Raw genomic sequence first — 17,243 nt, forward strand, 5'->3', positions numbered from 1 at the left:
CATTACGGGGAAGGGCGTGGCGGTTACCGGGGGTCGGGGCGCTCCTGATAGCGCTCGAACGACAGCGCGAGGCGGCCCCGTCCATGCGTCATCGAGCGCAAGGCGACGGGGTAGTCGACGACCTCGCTGGTGGGCACTGAGGCGATCACGGTGACTTCTCCGTCTCCGGCGGGCTCGGTGCCCTCGATCTGGCCACGCCGCCGCCCGAGATCTGCCATCACATCGCCCTGAAGGGAGGAGGGCACCGTGACCTCCACGCGGTCGACGGGTTCGAGGATCAGCGTGCCCACCTTGTCGATGGCGGCGCGCAGAGCGAGTGCCCCGGCCATCCGGAAGCTGAAATCGTCCGAGTCGACGGAATGGTGTTTGCCGTCCAGAACCGTCGCCCGCAGGTCGACGAGCGGGAACCCGTGTCGCCCGCCGCGTTCCATCGATTCGGCGACACCTTTGCCCACCGCGGGGATGAGTGACTTGGGGATCACGCCGCCCCGCGTGGCGTCGACGAATTCGTAGCCACCGTTGCGGGGGAGAGGTTCGAATCGGACGGTCGCGACACCGAACTGCCCGTGACCGCCGCTCTGCTTCTTGTGCCTGCCTTCCGTCTCGACCGGGGCGAGCAGTGTTTCCCGGTAGGCGATTTTTACGGGTTCGGTGCGGACGGTGATGCCGTATCGCCGCTGCAGACGGGTGAGGGCCACCTGGACGTGGACGTCACCCGCCCCCCGCAGCACGGTCTGATGGGTTTCGCTGTCGCGGACCACTTCCAGAGTCGGATCGTCACCCACCAGCTCGGCCAGGGCGGTCGACAACTTGTCTTCGTCACCCGCGCTGTCGGCGGCGACGGCGATTCCGTAGACCGGGCGTTTGTGTTCGACCGGTGTGACCGTGAGCGAGGACCCGATCGGGGCGAGGGTGTCACCGGTGGTGACGTCGGTGAGTTTGATCGCCCCCACGATGTCGCCGGCAACTGCGGTGTCGATCGGGGTGTGTTTGCTGCCCAGAACCCGGAGCAAGTTGTGGAGGCGTTCCTTGGTGCCGGTTCGCTGGTCGACGAGCACATCATCGGCATGGAGCGTGCCGGAGAGGACTTTCATCAACGCAACCTGACCCACGTATTCGTCGGTCTGTGTCTTGAAGACGAACGCCAGCGGATCGCCGGACGGATCACACGTCAGCGAGTCGGATCCGTTCCCGTTGCGCACCTCGACACCGGGCACCTCCGAAGGCGCCGGCGCGATGTGACACAAGAAGTCCAGCAGCCGGTCGATCGCGATCGCCTCGGTCGCCGATCCGCACAGCACCGGCCACAGGGATCCGCCGGAAAATCCCCGACGCAGTGCGTGCTCGAGTTCGGGAACACTGATGGCATCACCGTCGAGGTATCGGGCCAGCAGATCGTCTTCGATCTCGACGACGTCCTCCACGAGGTGTTCGTGCTGCTCGTGCTCGCGGTCGGCGATGTCCGCGGGGAGTTCGTCGCTGGTGGTTGCGGAGCCGGTGTCGTAGAGAATGACGTGCTCGCTGAGAAGATCGGCCACGCCGGTGAACTCCGACGCCTCACCGACCGGCAGATCGAGCGGTTCCACCCCGGCGCCGAAATGGTCTCGGAGACCTGCCAGCGTCTGATCGAACGATGCCCTCTCCTTGTCCATCTTGTTGATGAACACGATCCGGGGAATCGAGCGTTCCGCCGCCGCCTGCCAGAGCAATTCGTCGTTGACCTGCAGACCGCTGACACCGTCGACGACGAATACGGCGACGTCGGCGACATGCAGCGCCGTCATCGCATCACCGACGAAATCGGCGTAACCGGGCGCATCGAGGAGGTTGATCCGGCAATCGGCCCACTCGAACGACGCCAGGCCGAGAGTCAACGACTGGGTACGGTCGTGCTCTTCCGGTTGGGTGTCGAGCACGGTGTTGCCGTTCTCGACGCGCCCCGGACGGGTGACGACGCCGGCACGAAACAGCATTGCCTCCGCGAGGCTCGTCTTACCGTTACCCTGATGTCCCACCAGAGCGATATTGCGGATCGAGTCGCTAACATTACCTATCGAGTCGCTGACGATGTCGCACCCCCTACCACAGCATGTCGTACGGGTCGTCCTCGACGATACCGCGCAACGCCCCGACTTCGGGCGGTACCGGCAGGGTCGGTTCGAGCGACCTGGCTTCTCGAGCGACGAAACGGAGACAGTGTTGGCACCGAAGACTTCCGACGAGTTCCGCGTCGAACGATCCATCGTGATCGATGCAAGCCCGGGAACCGTGTTTCCCCTCATCGACAACTTCCACCGATGGACGGCGTGGTCGCCATGGGAAGGAGTCGACCCGAATCTGCGGCGGACCTACACGGGGCCGGATTCCGGGGTGGGCGCCACCTACAGCTGGGAAGGCAATCGCAAGGCGGGCAAAGGCTCGATGTCGATCACGAAATCGGTACCCGATACCGAGGTCGTCCTCGACCTGGAGTTCCAGAAGCCGTTTCCGGCGCAGAACGTCACGACGTTCCTACTCGAGCCGAACAGCGCCGGGACGACGGTCCGCTGGCAGATGACCGGCCGGAAGAACTGGATGCTGAAATTGTTCGGCTTCATCGTGAATATGGACAAGCTCGTAGGCAAGGACTTCGACAAGGGCCTGGCACAGCTCAAAGCGGAGGCCGAGAAGCGCTAGGCACCGAATCGTCCGCCGTCGACAGCACGAGGTCGGCCATGGTGGTGAACTGCGGGGTGCCCGCACTGTCGGTGGTCGCCTGTTCCATGACGAGGTGAGCTGCCCTGCCGTGCAGTCGGAGGGTGGCCACCTGATCGCCGAAGAACGGTCCCGTGATCTTGCTCCACTCGATCGGCACCGGCGGAACCTTCGAGACCCGGCCCAGAATGAAGCGGGTCGTCCGTTCGGTGGCGCGCCGCCACGATATGCGGAAGGCCACCTTCATTGCGGCAGGCACGTAGTTGTGCAGCGGCGAACATGTCAGTTGGTAGACGTGCGACTGAGTCGGCTCCGGATAGTGTGCCTCCGCGACGTACGCGTGGTGCACGTCCCCGGACAGCACGGAAATGGTGGACGGCGCCCGCCCGCCCGGGCCGGTGCACTGCCCGCGGCCGACGTCGCCGAACAATCTGGTGAGTCGATCGAACGAACTGCGGAAGGCCGCCCAGTGTTCGAGATCGGCCCCACGCCGGATCTTCTCGGCGAGGGCGGCCAGGCGTGGTCCCCGGCTGCCTTCGGCCAGACGCTCGTCCCACGATTCGAGGTCGTGCAGCGCGCGCGGCAGCAGCCACGGTAACGACGTCCCGACGAGGAGGTGGTCGTAGTCTCCCTGAGTTTGGCGCTCGATCCAGGTGAACTCCGGATCGGACACCATCTCACGCCGGCCGTCGGTGAGGACGCGTCCACAGCGCGAATCGATGACGAGGAGCCGCGCCGGCCCGAGGTCGCGGCGATACGACCATTGCGCGCCCTTGGCGCCGTCGGCTTCCTCGTCGGCGGCGGATGCGAACTCGCGGAGGATCGGTTCCACGTCACCGCCATGGTTCCGAACACGTTGATACAGTTCGTTTTCGGCGAGTTGCGCGGGTCCCAGATTGCCCAGGTGCTGGTAGACCCAGTACGACGACAACGCGCCGACGATCCGCTCCTCCCACCACGAGGTGGCCTCGAGTTCGTCCCGCCACGACTGCGAGGTGTTCCAATCGTCACGAACGTCGTGGTCGTCGAAGATCATCGATGTCGGCACGGTCGACATCAGCCAGCGCACCTGCGGGTCGGACCACGATTCCGCATACAGCCAGGTGTATTCCTCGTAGTTACGGACCTGCGGTCCCGGCGGCTCGCTCAAGTCGTGAATCTCGGCGAGCCTGCGCTCGGTTTCCGCCGACAGTTCGTCGGCATACACCTGGTCGCCAAGGAGGAGGAGAGCATCAGGCCACTGGCTCTCCGGTTGTTCCGTCATCCTCAACGCGAAGGCATCGAGAGCGTCGGTGCCGAGGTGGTTGTTGTCCTCGGTGGTGGACATTGTGGCGAAACGGCACGAACCGAAGACGAGAACCAGCGAACCGTCGTCGGCGAGTGTGCGGATGGTCGACGGTTTCGCGTCGGGCAGCGGCCACACCAGGCGGTCGTCGAGGGTGACCTCGTAGGGCGTGCTCGACCCCGCTTCCAGCCCTTCCACCACCACCAGCGCGTAGTGGTGGCCGGCGACCTCCCACGTGTGCTCGGTGTGCCCGAGTACGCCGACCGTGCAGGGTCCGGAAGTCTCCACCCACACCGTCGCGTCACACCTGCCCACGTGCCGCAGAAGTGGTCCCAGGATCAGTTCGGTCACAACCGTCACCTCGTCGAAGTTCGTTCCATCTCGCAAGCCTACGGGGCCTGCACAGAAGTAGATTACGTTTCCGCGACCGGCTCGGCAGGTCGTCGAGTCGTATTCGAATAACCTCCGCGGGGCGGCCTCGACGGCGTTAGGTTCGAGACATGGAGAAGCCGTTGACGGGCAAGGTTGCCCTGGTGGCCGGAGGGACCAGGGGAGCGGGCCGTGGCATTGCGGTGCAACTGGGTGCCGCGGGAGCCACCGTCTACGTCACCGGGCGTACCACTCGCACCCAGCCGTCCGAGATGAACCGGCCGGAGACGATCGAGGAGACCGCCGAACTCGTCGACGAGGCAGGTGGACGAGGCATCGCTGTCCGGGTCGATCACTTGGTGCGGGGCGAGGTGCGCGCCCTCGTCGACCGCATCCGCGACGAACAGGGTGCCCTGCACGTGCTGGTCAACGACATCTGGGGCGCCACCACCATGGAGTGGGACAAGACGGTCTGGGAGTCTTCCCTCGACATCGGCCTCCACTATCTGCGACACGGCGTGGAGACCCACGCGGTTACCAGTCACTTCGCCCTTCCGCTGCTGATCGAGACTCCGGGCGGGCTGGTGGTCGAGGTCACCGACGGAACCGACGACTATAACTCCGCCCATTATCGGGTGTCCTTCTTCTACGACCTGGCGAAGGCCTCGGTGAACAGAATGGCCTTCGCGCTGGCGCACGAGCTCCCGCCCTACGGTGCGACGGCGGTGTCGCTCACGCCGGGATGGTTGCGCTCGGAGATGATGCTCGACGCGTTCGGTGTCACCGAGGCGAACTGGCGTGACGCCACCGAGCGTGTCCCGCATTTCGCGATCTCCGAGAGTCCCGCCTTCGTCGGACGGGCGGTGGCGGCGCTCGCCCAGGATCCGGACGTGTCGAGGTGGAACGGGCAGTCGTTGTCGAGCGGTCAACTGGCGAAGGTGTACGACTTCGACGACCTCGACGGTAGTCGGCCCGACTGCTGGCGATACATGGACGAAGTACAGGACGCCGGCATGCCCGCCGACGTCACCGGATACCGCTGAACCCGCCGTGCCGACACCATGAAATCGCCGTATCCCGGCGGGATATCATTCCGAAAAACGACTCTGTGTCCAGGGTTCTGCTGTCGAAGGGAATCGAAGTGAACGCACAAACGGTGGAGAGCGGCGCACCGCGCCGCGAGCAGCTCGAGTTCCAGGCGGAGGCTCGTCAGCTGCTCGACCTCATGGTCCACTCGATCTACTCCAACAAGGACTCGTTCCTGCGCGAGCTGATCTCCAATGCGTCCGACGCGTTGGACAAACTCCGTCTCGAGGCCTACCGCAACAAGGACCTCGACGTCGACACCTCCGATCTGCACATCGAGATCGAGACGGACAAAGAAGCGCGCACACTCACCATCCGCGACAACGGCATCGGTATGTCGCACGACGAGGTGATCGACCTCATCGGCACGCTGGCCAAGTCCGGCACCGCGGAACTGCGCAGCAAGTTGCGTGAGGCGCGGGACGCCGCCGCCTCCGAAGAGTTGATCGGTCAGTTCGGCATCGGGTTCTACTCCTCGTTCATGGTCGCCGACAAGGTCACGCTGGTGACCCGGAAGGCGGGGGAGAGTTCGGCCACGCGCTGGGAGTCCGCCGGCGAGGCCACCTACACCATCGAAACGCTCGACGACGCGCCGCAGGGCACCTCCGTGATGCTGCACCTCAAGCCTGAGGACACCGAGGATCACCTCCACGACTACACGTCGGAATGGAAGATCAAGGAACTCGTCAAGCGCTATTCCGACTTCATCGCGTGGCCGATCCGGATGCAGGTGGAGCGCAAGACCCCGCCCGCCGAGGAAGGCGGCGAGGAACAGGTCACCATCTCGGACGAGACGATCAACTCCATGAAGGCCCTGTGGGCCCGCTCGAAGGACGAGGTCTCCGAGGAGGAGTACAAGGAGTTCTACAAGCACGTCGCCCACGCCTGGGACGATCCCCTCGAAGTCATTCCGATGAAGGCGGAGGGCACATTCGAGTACCAGGCGCTGCTGTTCATCCCGTCCCACGCCCCGTTCGACCTGTTCATGCGGGACGCCAAGGTTGGTGTGCAGCTTTACGTCAAACGCGTCTTCATCATGGACGACTGCGACCAGCTCATGCCGGAGTACCTGCGCTTCGTCAAGGGCGTCGTGGACGCCCAGGACTTGTCGCTCAACGTCTCTCGCGAGATCCTCCAGCAGGACAGGCAGATCCGGGCCATCCGCCGTCGGCTCACGAAGAAGGTTCTGTCGACGATCAAAGACATCAAGAACGAGCGCCCCGAGGAGTACCGCACCTTCTGGAACGAATTCGGCCGGGCGATCAAGGAAGGCCTGCTGTCCGACACCGACAACCGTGAGACGTTGCTGGCCATCTCGTCTTTCGCGTCGACCCGCAGCGACGAAGAGTTGACGTCGCTCGAGGATTACGTATCGCGGATGAAGGAAGGTCAGGAGCAGATCTACTACGCGACCGGCGAGTCGCGCCAGCTGCTCGAAAGTTCGCCCCACATGGAAGCCTTCCGTGCCAAGGGCATCGAGGTGCTGCTGCTCACCGACCCCGTCGACGAAATGTGGGTAGGCGCGGTTCCGGAGTTCGACGGCAAGTCGTTCCAGTCGATCGCCAAGGGAGAAGTCGATCTCGACACCGAGGACGACAAGAAGGCTCACGAGTCCGAGCGGGAGGAGAAGGAAAAGGACTTCGCCGACCTGCTCACCTGGATGACCGAAGCCCTCGACGAGCATGTCAAGCAGGTGCGGTTGTCGACGCGACTGACCACCTCCCCGGCCTGCATGGTCGGCGATGCCTTCAGCATGTCACCGGCGCTCGAACGCATGTATCGCGCCTCCGGGCAGCCGGTGCCGACCAGCAAGCGCATTCTCGAGCTGAATCCGGAGCACCCGCTGGTGACGGCTCTGCGGACGGCGCACGCCGAACGTAGCGAGGATCCGGGCCTGAAGGAGACGGCCGAAATTCTTTACGGGATGGCGTTGTTGGCGGAGGGTGGCGAACTCGACGATCCCGCGCACTTCACGAGTCTCCTCGCCAATCGCCTCGCCGGGACGGTGTAACACACCTTGCGAGTTCTGGTCACGGGGGGAACAGGATTCATCGGGGCATGGAGTGCGAAGGCGGTGGTGGACGCCGGTCACCACGTGCGTTTCCTCGTCCGGAATCCTGCTCGACTCGAGTGCAGCGCGGCGAAGCTCGGTCTCGACACCTCGGATCACGTGGTCGGAGACATCACCGACCCGGATTCGGTGCGGCGTGCGTTGGACGGCTGTGACGCGGTGGTCCATGCCGCCGCCGTCGTCGCGGTCGACCCGCGCCGGGCCGAGGAGATGAAGCAGACCAACCTCGCCGGTGCTCGGAACGTGCTCGGAACGGCGATCGAATTGGGCTGCGATCCCGTCGTCTACGTTTCGAGTATCGCCGCACTGTTCCAGCCCGGCGTCGACCTGCTCACCTCGGACCTGCCAGTGTGCGGTCCCTCGGACGCGTATGGGCAGAGCAAGGCCCGAGTGGAGGAGTATGCCCGTGACCTGCAGGCGGGCGGTGCGCCGATCGCCATCACCTACCCGGGGATGGTGATCGGCCCGCCCGCGGGCGACCAGTTCGGTGAGGCGGCGCAAGGAGTCGAGGCCGCCGTCCGACTGCGGTTTCTGCCCGGGCGGAGTGCGGCGTGGACGATGGTCGACGTGCGGGACGTGGCGGCAGCACACGCCGCCCTGCTCGAGCCGGGGCACGGCCCCCGACGGTTCATGCTCGGCGGTCCCCGGCTCCCGATCAGCGCAGTGGCAGACATGCTCGCCTCCGTCACCGGACGGAGGATGGGTATCCTGCCGGTTCCCGACAGCGCGCTGCGCCTCGTCGGACGCCTCGTCGATGTGGTCGACCGATTCGTTCCCTTCGACACGCCGGTGTCCGAAGCGGCGATGGAGTACTACACGCGGATGCCGGACACGGACGACCGGCCCAGTGAGGTGGAACTCGGTGTCGAGTACCGCGCTTCGGCGGAGACGCTCGCCGACACCGTTGCGGGTCTCATGGGTGCCGGCCGACTGTGAGATTCACCCGTGCCGAGCTGGAGTCGTACCGCGACGCAGAAGTTCCGGACTTGATCGGACCCGGATGCCGGTTACTCTTCGTCGGTATCAACCCGGGACTGTGGACCGCCGCCACCGGGGCGCACTTCGCGAGACCGGGTAACCGGTTCTACCCGGCTCTGCTGGCTGCCGGAATCATCGACCGGTCTATCGACCCCACCGCGGGGATGTCGGACGCCGACCGGGACCATCTAATCGAGCGGGGAGTCGGCATCACCAATCTGGCGGTGCGCGCCACCGCCAAGGCCGACGAGCTGACCGCCGACGAGCTGGCGGTCGGCGCCGAGCGACTTCGCGCGGTGGTGCGCGGCACCCGCCCGCACGTCGTAGCGGTTGCCGGAATTACTGCATACCGGACGGCGTTCCGCGAGCGTGCGGCGAAGAAGGGAAGGCAGCCGGGTGATCTGGAGGGGGCCGCCCTGTGGCTGGTGCCCAATCCCAGTGGGCTCAACGCGCACGAAACCGTCACAACTCTCGCCGCGTCGTACCGGGAGGCCGCGATCGAGGCAGGCATCGTGAAGGTCTGATTCGGCCGCTAGGCTTCCGCATATGTCCGTCGTGTACAACATCGTCTTCGTTGGCCACCTACTCGGCATGGCTGCACTCGTGGGTGGCTACTTCGCTGTGTTGTCGGCTCCGCGGATCTCCGAGGTGATCGTGTGGGGTGCCCGGCTCCAGTTCGTCACCGGACTGATCCTCGTCGGACTCGGTGAAGGGGCACTCGACAAGGAGTACAACCACGTCAAGATCGGTGTGAAACTTCTGCTGTCCCTCGTGGTGGTGGCGCTCGCCGAAATTCTGCGCGGCAGGCAGAAACGCGGGCAGGAGAAGCCGGGACTGGTGCACGTGGTCGGGGGTTTGGCCGTCGTCACCGTTCTGGTGGCCGCACTCTGGACCTGATCACTTCTTCGGCGGCGCCAGTACGCGCATCGCCAGTCGCTGCGCCGACTCGGGCATCCGATCCTTCATGGACATCGCGAATTCCCCGGCCCTGGTGCGCACCGACGTGCCCCGGCCGAAGCGCCGATTGAAAGCGGTTCCCTCGGTCGCCTGATCGAAATGCAGGGGAGGGGCGCCGTCTGCTGCTCCCAGTGCCCGCCCGATCACCATCCGCTGAATCTCGCTGGTGCCCTCGAAGATGGTGTACAGCTTGGCATCCCGGTACCACTTCTCCACGGGGTGGTCGCTGATGTAACCCCAGCCGCCCATCGTCTGGAGCGCGCGTTCCGTCGTCTTCACGGCGACCTCCGAGGCCGCGAGCTTGGCCATCGAGCCCTCGCCGTGCCGGAATTCGACCCCGGCCGCCGCCATCCACGACGCCCGCCACGTCAGCAGCCGCGCCGCATCGATCTCGGTGGCGAGTTCGGCAAGAGGGAACGAAATGCCTTGGTTGTCGATGATCGGACCGCCGAAGGCAGCGCGACGGTTTGCGTACTCGGTCGCGTATTCGAGTGCTGCCCTGGCGATTCCCAGCGCCTGCGCGGCAACCATGGGACGCGTCTGCTCGAACGTGCCGAGTGTCGCCGACTTCCGGCGCGGTGCACCTGTCGCGACCTCCTCCTGCACTGCGCGAGCCTTCTTCATACGGCTCTGCAGCTTGTCGTCACCGCCGAGGAGATGATCCGCCGGCACCCGCACCTGATGGAATTTCAGCTCGGCGGTGTGGGACGCGCGGCATCCCAGCTTGTCGAGTTTGCGCACCAGCTCGATACCCGGCGTGCCGCCGGGCACGACGAACAGCGCCTGTCCGCGATGACCGAGGTCGGGGTCGACCGTCGCATTGACGACGTGCACGTCCGCGATGCCGCCGTTCCCGATCCACATCTTGTGACCGTCGATGACCCATTCGTCACCGTCCCGCGTCGCGGTGGTCCGCAAGTTCCGCACGTCGCTTCCGCCCTCCGGTTCCGAGATGCACAGGGCCGCGAGTTTCAGGTTTCCCGGCTGCCCGAAGCACTCGGGCGCCCACCGGAGCATCTGCTCCGGAGTCGCGGCCTGGCCGATCGACGACAAGGCGAGCGCCGGCATCACGACCGCGAGTCCTATTCCCGCGCAACCCCAGAACAGTTCCTCCATGAACAACGGCAACGACAATCCCGTCGGATCACCGATCAGGTCGCGGTAGAACAGTGGACTGTAGAACCCCTCTGCTGCCGCCTTCTCGAGGACGTCCCACGGGAACTCCTGCTTGCGGTCGTACTCGGCGGCGACCGGCCGGATCACGTCTTCGGCGAAACTGTGCGTCCGCTCGACGAGATCCTTCTGAGCTGGCGTGAGAGCAAGACTGAACGTCATGGCTGTCCCCTCGGTTGCCGTGCAGAGTCTGCCGACCACGCTAACAGTGTGCTCGGCCGCACCGAGGCGGAAGTTTCGATACGGCTTCCGCGGGGAAATGTGGAACCCATGGGCATCACCGTTGCTGTCACCGGCCCCACCGGCGAGATCGGCCTCGCCGCGGTTGCCGCGCTCGAGAACGACCCCACCGTCGACCGGATCCTCGGCATGGCGCGACGGCCGTTCGACCCAGGCGAGCGCGGATGGACCAAGACGGAATATCGGCAAGGTGACATCCTCGACCGCGCCGCGGTCGAGCGATTCGTCGGTGAAGCCGATGTGGTTGTTCACCTCGCATTCCTCATCATGGGATCGCGGGCCGACAGCAATCGGATCAACCTCACCGGAACGCGAAACGTCTTCGAAGCCACTGTCGCGGCCGCCCGCCCCACCCGGTTGGTGTACACCTCCTCGGTGGCGGCCTACGGGTATCACCCCGACAATCCGACCCCGCTCACCGAGGACGTGCCCACCCGAGGATCCCGGCAGCACTACTACTCGGAACAGAAGGCCGAACTCGAGACGGTGCTGGCAGAAATCAACGACGGCAACGGGCTCGAGGTGTTCGTGCTCCGGCCCTGCATCGTCGCCGGACCGACCGCCACCGCGCTGGCCGACGCCATGCCGTGGCGTCAGGTCGCCGATCGCCTCCCCGGAGTCGTGACGAAGGTCGTCGGTGCGCTGCCCCTTCCGCGCCCACTCTTTCCCGACCCCGGCATCCCGCTGCAACTGGTCCATCACGACGACGTGGCCGCGGCGATCGACGCGGCGGTCACGACGGACGCACCGCCCGGCGCCTACAACATCGCCGGGGACGGAACCGTGTCGCTGTCCGAGGTGGCGACAGCGTTGGGTGCGAGGCCCGTCCGAATCCCCTTGGCCGTCGCGCAGGCCACCTCGGCAGCCCTCGAATGGCTCCCGGCGGTGCCGGCCATGCTGGAATGGCTGCACACCGGGCGCACGTCCGTGGTGATGGACACCTCGAAGGCGAAGAAGAACCTCGGCTGGCAGCCCCGCTACAGCAGCGCCGAAACGCTGACTGCCCTGGCTTCCGCCCGTGCGCCTTTTCGGTAGTCCCAGCTACCAGAAAGGCGCACGAGCGCGGCGCGCCTAGAGCCCCGGGCGCTTGCCGATGGTGAGGGTGGGAGTCGAGACACCGGCGAAGAAATCCTCGCCCTTGTCGTCGACGACGATGAACGCGGGGAAATCCTCCACCTCGATCTTCCACACCGCTTCCATGCCGAGCTCTTCGTACTCGACTATCTCGACCTTCTTGATGCAGTCGAGGGCCAGACGCGCCGCGGGACCGCCGATCGACCCGAGGTAGAAGCCGCCGTAGCTCTTGCACGCATCGGTGACCTGCTTGGAGCGGTTGCCCTTCGCGAGCATGACCATCGAGCCGCCCGCCGCCTGGAACTGCTCGACGTAGGAGTCCATACGACCGGCGGTGGTGGGTCCGAAGGAACCGGACGCCATGCCGTCGGGGGTCTTGGCAGGACCGGCGTAGTACACCGGGTGGTCCTTGAGGTACTGCGGCATGTCCTCGCCGGCGTCGAGTCGCTCCTTGATCTTGGCGTGCGCGATGTCGCGGGCGACAACGAGCGGGCCGGTGAGCGACAAGCGAGTCTTCACCGGGTGCTTCGACAGCTCGGCAAGGATCTCCGGCATCGGCCTGGTGAGGTCGATCTTCACTGCGGCACCCTTGCCGGTACCGGACACACCGTCGGTCTCGGCGTCGAGCTGGGCGTCGGTGACCTCGGGGAGGAACCGGCCGGGATTGAACTCGAGCTGCTCGAGGAAGACGCCCTCAGGAGTGATCTTCGCCTTGGCCTGGCGGTCCGCGGAGCAGGACACGGCGAGTGCGACAGGCAGCGACGCACCGTGCCGCGGAAGGCGGATGACGCGGACGTCGTGGCAGAAGTACTTCCCGCCGAACTGCGCACCGATTCCGATCTGGCGGGTCAGCTCGAGCACCTTCTCCTCGAGGTCGAGATCCCGGAAGCCGCGACCGGTGATCGCACCCTCGTTCGGAAGCTCGTCGAGGTAGTGCGCGGACGCGTACTTCGCGGTCTTCAGCGCGAACTCGGCCGAGGTACCGCCGACGACGATCGCGAGGTGATACGGCGGGCAGGCGGCGGTGCCGAGCGCTCGGATCTTCTCCTCGAGGAACCGCATCATGCCGTCCGGGTTCAGGATGGCCTTGGTCTCCTGGAACAGATACGACTTGTTGGCGCTGCCGCCGCCCTTGGCCATGTACAGGAACTTGTAGGAGTTCTCGTGACCTGCCGCGGTGTCGGCGTACAGCTCGATCTGCGCGGGAAGGTTGCTTCCCGTGTTCTTCTCCTCCCACATGGTGATCGGAGCGTTCTGGGAGTAGCGCAGATTCAACCGGGTGTACGCGTCGTACACACCCCGCGCGATGGCCTTCTCGTCGTCACCCGGGGTGAGGACGTGCTGACCGCGCTTGCCCATGACGATCGCCGTGCCGGTGTCCTGGCACATCGGGAGGACGCCCGCCGCGGAGATGTTCGCGTTCTTGAGCAGGTCCAGGGCGACGAACTTGTCGTTGCCGGAGGCTTCCGGGTCGTCCAGGATGCTCGCCAGCTGCGTCAGGTGGTCGCTGCGCAGGTAATGCGAGATGTCGTGGAGAGCGGTCTCGGTCAGGAGGCGAAGGGCCTCGGGCTCGACGGACAGGAAGGTGCGGCCGTCCGGTCCTTCGACGGTCGACACCCCCTCGGTGGTCAGCAACCGATATTCGGTGGGGTCGTCACCGATCGGCAGCAAGTCCTCGTAGAGGAAGTCGGCCATTCTATCTCCTGGACAGCGAGGGGTGTGAAGTTCGTACTCAGGCTAGACGCGGCTACGTGAGGCGGCAGAGGCCGGGGGCGACGTTGTGGCCCCTGTCACAGGGTTTCTCAAATAGCTGTCACAGGGTTCTCACAGACAAATCCGTACACTTGAATTGATGCGACGACACGAACGACTGCGGCTGACCTCATGACCTCACCAGCTGGCTGTGTGACTGCCGTCGAACCCGGATCCGGCGACGAGCGCGCGGGCAAACCCGTGCTGCACGCCTATCTCGACATCGCGATCGTGGTGATCGTCCTCGCGGCCACCAACCTGATCGCGCACTTCACCACCGTGTGGGCGAGTATCGCGACCGTCCCCATCTCCGCCGTTGTCCTCCTCGTTCTCACGCGTCGCCGAGGGCTCGGCTGGGCCGAACTCGGACTCTCACCCCGCCACTTGCGGCGTGGGTCGGTGTACGCCCTGGCCGCGATGGCCATCGTCATCGGTGTCGTGGCGATCGGCGCAGCGCTACCCATCACTCGCCCGTTCTTCATGGCCGACCGGTATGCCACCCTCTCCGGGGCGCTCATCGCCTCGATGATCGTGATCCCGTTGCAGACCGTCATCCCGGAAGAACTCGCGTTCCGCGGTGTCCTCCACGGAACGTTGGAGCGCGTCTACGGTGCGCGCGGAGTCTTCGCGGCAGGGTCGCTTCTGTTCGGCCTCTGGCACATCGCGTCTTCGCTCGGGTTGACCTCGGGGAACAAGGGACTGTCAGGGTTCCTCGGCGGTGGGCTGCTCGGTCAGATACTCGGCGTTCTCGCCGCGGTCGTAGCCACCGCCGCGGCGGGCGTCGTCTTCACGTGGTTGCGCCGCCGAAGCGGTAGCCTCATCGCGCCGATTGCGCTGCACTGGTCGTTGAACGGTGCAGGCGCGCTTGCGGCCGCCATCGTGTGGCAGACGACGATGGCCTGATCGGCTTTCGAAGCCTGTGAGGCAACATAACCGGTGCTCCGCGGAGTCTGGGAAAACAGACAGCCGACGGCCAGCCCGAGTCGCGTTAACCTGATGCGATCACGACTCCAGTTCGTGACGACCAGAGTCGGCCGGGGGGTTCGGGGGCTTTCCGGCCGATTCCGGTGTCGCGGACGTCAGCCAGCCGAGAAGTTTCTCGTACACCGAGTCGTGGTTGAGCATCGTGAAATGGTTCGCGGGGGCCAGGTGCATCCCGTCCTCCTCGCGGAACCCGATCATCCGAGTTCTATTGCGGCCCGATGCGCTCGGCACGAGAACCATGCCGTCACCGAGCAGACGTCCCAGGGGATGCCTGGGACTTCGCGTGATGGTGGCGGAGACGAAGAAGTACATCACGCCCTCGAGCAGGGGCACCTCGTTGCAGGCAGCCGCGCGTAGCGCGTCCGGGTCGCGGTCGCGCCAGTCCTCGTCGACCAGCGACCCCTGATTGAGGTCGCGGATACCCGCGCTCCGCCGACGGAGCAATCCGGAGACCGCACGCGTCTCGGGCAGTGCCGCCAACGCTGCGCTCACGTAGTGCACCGCCTGCTCGAGCGGCGCCCCGAGGTGTGGGGATCCGAGGCTCACGACCTGCCGTACCTGCTGTACCCATGGTCGATCGTCCTTGGCGGCGGCGTAGCAGGCGCTACGGGCGATCAGTCCGCCCATCGAATGCCCGACCAGGGCAATCGACTCGATCTCGACCGGCCACCGCGCGGTCAGCGTGTCGAGAAGTTCGGACAAGGACTTCCCGTTGTCGGAGATGTGGCGTCCTGAGTTGTACCGGATCTGCAGCGCTGTGAACCCTGCATCGGTTTCGAGGCGTTCGCCGTAGGTCGGCCTTCCGCCGAGCGTCCACGCACTCTCGGTTTCCACGAGGCCGTGGAGGAAGACGACGATACGTGGGCTCGCCTCGGGAAACGCTGCTGCGAGCGCGCCGCTGTCCACGGGGACAGCTGCCCCGTCGACACGCACCGCCATCAGTTCCGCGAGGGGGGAGCCCTCCGTTTCCAGCACGTCACCGATCAGGCCCGAGATGATGGCGATCGCCTGAGCGCCGGCTTTGGTCTGCGACGGCGGGACGTTGTCGGAAGTCGGCAGGTCGAGCAGATGTCCGGCCAGAGCGCCGCCGACGCGAGCGGTGCTCGCGACAGCGGTGTAGATCGTGTCGGAGAGAGCGTCGTGCAGCGACTGCACAGGTAGCACCGAAGGCCCGAGGCCTGCGCGGATGCCGGCGAAGATGCGGGTCGCGATGGCGCGGTGTATGGACCCGATGCCGTCTGCCGCACCCCCGATTTCGTCGAGGGCCAGCCGGGCGAGTGCCTGTATTTCGGATCGACGCCGCAGCTCGGATTGAGTCATGAGGTTTGAGTGTACAGATGTGCACTCAATCCGACGGGTGAACTGCCGGTTGGTATGCGCAATGCGTAAAGACAGGGCGTTGAGTAAGTTAATCCTCGGCGTATTGAAGTTGATCTTGGGAATTATGCAACTGGTCGTTCGACCAAAATAGCGGTTATGTCCGACGATCACGAGTGTTGATGCGCGTGTGCGGTTCCGTTACACGCTTGTGATTTGCGTCCAGTTGAACCAATAATTAACTGCGAAATGACAAAGCGACGGTGCTCGCCCAGGGAACGGGCGAGCACCGTCGCGTGCTGTCGAGCTAGCTACCAGCGCAAATGGCCAGCCTAGTGGAGCGGATGCCTATGCGGCTTCTTCCGTACCGCTCAGTGCCTCAGCGGAGCCCGAGAAGAAATCGAGGGCACCGACGAAGTCGGAGACTGCGGTGAAGAACTCGGAAAGGAAGGACAGATCCATGCTGATAACTCCTTGCTCGGTCGTGGGAATTTGTGGCGCTGAGCGGGCGCCGTTCACCTTCTTACCGTGATCGAATGGGGATCGCAATTCGAGAGATTGAATTGCGAGGAACGGAAAGTAAATAATCGGTGGCGGCGCCGATGGCAGCTCTACACGTATCCGGCGGATCTCCTCGGACTCGTGCGAATACCACCGTCGAGGGCTCGCACCGCGGCTATCCTCACGAGAAGGCTTCCGGCAATACACACGTATAGGGGATCCATGATGCGCAAGACCCTCGTCAGCGGCATTGCAGTGGCGGCCCTCGCCGTCGTAGGCGCTGCCGGCTGCACCGACGACAGCTCCGATCAGGCCCCGATAGCAACGACGACGACGTCGGCGTCGATGTCGGACCGTATGGAAGGGGCGATGAGCAGCGTGCAGGCCACCGCCTCCTCGGCGGTGAACACGGCCCGCGAGGCTACGCAGAACGCCATCAATTCGGCGATCTCGGCGGTCCCCATCGGGTTCGAGTCGGGGTCCGCCGAACTCAATGCCGTCTCCGGCGTGACCATCAACGCGGTGGCCGCCGCACTGAAAGCCAGCGACAACAAGGTCGAAATCACGGCGTACGCCGCCAACTCCGATGAGGCTGCGGCGGAGGCACTCGCCGAGCAACGCGCCAATGCGGTCGCCGACGCGCTCGTCGCGCAGGGTGTCGACAAAGGCCGGATTTCCGTGAACGGTACGGCGAACCCCGGTGAGGGAGTGAACGTCGACCAGGCCGACGTCACGGTCGAGGGTAATTGACCGGCGATACCG

At 65.2% G+C, this 17,243-nt stretch carries 14 protein-coding genes; 9 read left to right on the plus strand and 5 right to left on the minus strand.

Annotated features, from left to right (window positions below):
• Positions 1-23 precede the first annotated feature (23 nt).
• Positions 24-2,054, minus strand: a complete 2,031-nt coding sequence (fusA, locus tag L1080_RS03980) for an elongation factor G (RefSeq protein WP_250776674.1) — start codon at positions 2,052-2,054, stop codon at positions 24-26.
• Between the two features lie 145 nt (positions 2,055-2,199).
• On the opposite strand from fusA, the gene L1080_RS03985 reads away from it, so the two are divergent.
• A complete protein-coding gene (locus L1080_RS03985) occupies positions 2,200-2,676 on the plus strand; it encodes an SRPBCC family protein (protein WP_250776648.1) in 477 nt (158 codons plus the stop codon).
• Here L1080_RS03985 and L1080_RS03990 read toward each other — a convergent pair.
• The gene (locus L1080_RS03990; RefSeq protein WP_250776649.1) at positions 2,651-4,330 is read right to left on the minus strand and encodes an alkaline phosphatase D family protein; all 1,680 of its coding nucleotides are present in this window, start codon (positions 4,328-4,330) and stop codon (positions 2,651-2,653) included. The two genes, L1080_RS03985 and L1080_RS03990, sit on opposite strands and share 26 nt — an antisense overlap.
• Positions 4,331-4,479: 149 nt before the next feature.
• Between L1080_RS03990 and L1080_RS03995 the strand changes: the two genes are divergently transcribed.
• From L1080_RS03995 to L1080_RS04015, 5 genes are all read left to right on the plus strand, one after another.
• The gene (locus L1080_RS03995) at positions 4,480-5,391 is read left to right on the plus strand and encodes an SDR family oxidoreductase (RefSeq protein ID WP_250776650.1); all 912 of its coding nucleotides are present in this window, start codon (positions 4,480-4,482) and stop codon (positions 5,389-5,391) included.
• 113 nt (positions 5,392-5,504) lie between these two features.
• Positions 5,505-7,445 (plus strand): molecular chaperone HtpG, encoded by a 1,941-nt coding sequence (htpG, locus tag L1080_RS04000; RefSeq protein WP_308202208.1) that lies wholly within the window; start codon positions 5,505-5,507, stop codon positions 7,443-7,445.
• Between the two features lie 6 nt (positions 7,446-7,451).
• On the plus strand, positions 7,452-8,441 hold the full coding sequence (locus L1080_RS04005; RefSeq protein WP_250776651.1) for an SDR family NAD(P)-dependent oxidoreductase: 990 nt from the start codon (positions 7,452-7,454) through the stop codon (positions 8,439-8,441).
• Positions 8,438-9,007, plus strand: a complete 570-nt coding sequence (locus L1080_RS04010; protein WP_159925356.1) for a mismatch-specific DNA-glycosylase — start codon at positions 8,438-8,440, stop codon at positions 9,005-9,007. The genes L1080_RS04005 and L1080_RS04010 overlap by 4 nt, the downstream gene beginning before the upstream one ends.
• Positions 9,008-9,029: 22 nt before the next feature.
• Positions 9,030-9,380 (plus strand): hypothetical protein, encoded by a 351-nt coding sequence (locus L1080_RS04015; protein ID WP_109331972.1) that lies wholly within the window; start codon positions 9,030-9,032, stop codon positions 9,378-9,380.
• Here the strand turns inward: L1080_RS04015 and L1080_RS04020 are convergent, their stop codons facing one another.
• Positions 9,381-10,775 carry an acyl-CoA dehydrogenase family protein gene (locus L1080_RS04020; RefSeq protein WP_250776652.1) on the minus strand — a complete coding sequence of 465 codons (1,395 nt, stop codon included), beginning with the start codon at positions 10,773-10,775 and terminating at the stop codon, positions 9,381-9,383.
• A 108-nt stretch (positions 10,776-10,883) separates the two neighbouring features.
• Here L1080_RS04020 and L1080_RS04025 point away from each other — a divergent pair, with 108 nt between their 5' ends.
• Positions 10,884-11,888, plus strand: a complete 1,005-nt coding sequence (locus L1080_RS04025; RefSeq protein WP_250776653.1) for an NAD-dependent epimerase/dehydratase family protein — start codon at positions 10,884-10,886, stop codon at positions 11,886-11,888.
• Positions 11,889-11,924: 36 nt separating this feature from the next.
• Here L1080_RS04025 and L1080_RS04030 read toward each other — a convergent pair whose 3' ends face one another.
• Positions 11,925-13,622 (minus strand): fumarate hydratase, encoded by a 1,698-nt coding sequence (locus tag L1080_RS04030; protein ID WP_109331958.1) that lies wholly within the window; start codon positions 13,620-13,622, stop codon positions 11,925-11,927.
• A 189-nt stretch (positions 13,623-13,811) separates the two neighbouring features.
• Between L1080_RS04030 and L1080_RS04035 the strand changes: the two genes are divergently transcribed.
• Positions 13,812-14,582: a CPBP family intramembrane glutamic endopeptidase gene (locus tag L1080_RS04035; protein WP_159925362.1), complete on the plus strand. Its 771-nt coding sequence runs from the start codon at positions 13,812-13,814 to the stop codon at positions 14,580-14,582.
• A 99-nt stretch (positions 14,583-14,681) separates the two neighbouring features.
• Here the strand turns inward: L1080_RS04035 and L1080_RS04040 are convergent, their stop codons facing one another.
• A complete protein-coding gene (locus L1080_RS04040; RefSeq protein ID WP_250776654.1) occupies positions 14,682-15,983 on the minus strand; it encodes a lipase family alpha/beta hydrolase in 1,302 nt (433 codons plus the stop codon).
• Positions 15,984-16,703: 720 nt separating this feature from the next.
• Between L1080_RS04040 and L1080_RS04045 the strand changes: the two genes are divergently transcribed.
• Positions 16,704-17,231: an OmpA family protein gene (locus L1080_RS04045; RefSeq protein WP_236603282.1), complete on the plus strand. Its 528-nt coding sequence runs from the start codon at positions 16,704-16,706 to the stop codon at positions 17,229-17,231.
• The last annotated feature ends 12 nt before the right edge of the window (positions 17,232-17,243 follow it).

It is taken from the genome of Rhodococcus sp. MSC1_016, assembly GCF_023667485.2.
Taxonomy (GTDB): domain Bacteria; phylum Actinomycetota; class Actinomycetes; order Mycobacteriales; family Mycobacteriaceae; genus Rhodococcus_F; species Rhodococcus_F oxybenzonivorans.

What these genes read in the sequence shown, in the direction of transcription:
- L1080_RS03995 (WP_250776650.1), top strand. Translation starts at nt 4,480, where the DNA reads ATGGAGAAGCCGTTGACGGGCAAGGTTGCCCTGGTGGCCGGAGGGACC.
- L1080_RS04015 (WP_109331972.1), top strand. Translation starts at nt 9,030, where the DNA reads ATGTCCGTCGTGTACAACATCGTCTTCGTTGGCCACCTACTCGGCATG.
- L1080_RS04020 (WP_250776652.1), bottom strand. Translation starts at nt 10,775, where the DNA reads ATGACGTTCAGTCTTGCTCTCACGCCAGCTCAGAAGGATCTCGTCGAG.
- L1080_RS04025 (WP_250776653.1), top strand. Translation starts at nt 10,884, where the DNA reads ATGGGCATCACCGTTGCTGTCACCGGCCCCACCGGCGAGATCGGCCTC.
- L1080_RS04030 (WP_109331958.1), bottom strand. Translation starts at nt 13,622, where the DNA reads ATGGCCGACTTCCTCTACGAGGACTTGCTGCCGATCGGTGACGACCCC.
- L1080_RS04035 (WP_159925362.1), top strand. Translation starts at nt 13,812, where the DNA reads ATGACCTCACCAGCTGGCTGTGTGACTGCCGTCGAACCCGGATCCGGC.
- L1080_RS04040 (WP_250776654.1), bottom strand. Translation starts at nt 15,983, where the DNA reads ATGACTCAATCCGAGCTGCGGCGTCGATCCGAAATACAGGCACTCGCC.
- L1080_RS04045 (WP_236603282.1), top strand. Translation starts at nt 16,704, where the DNA reads ATGATGCGCAAGACCCTCGTCAGCGGCATTGCAGTGGCGGCCCTCGCC.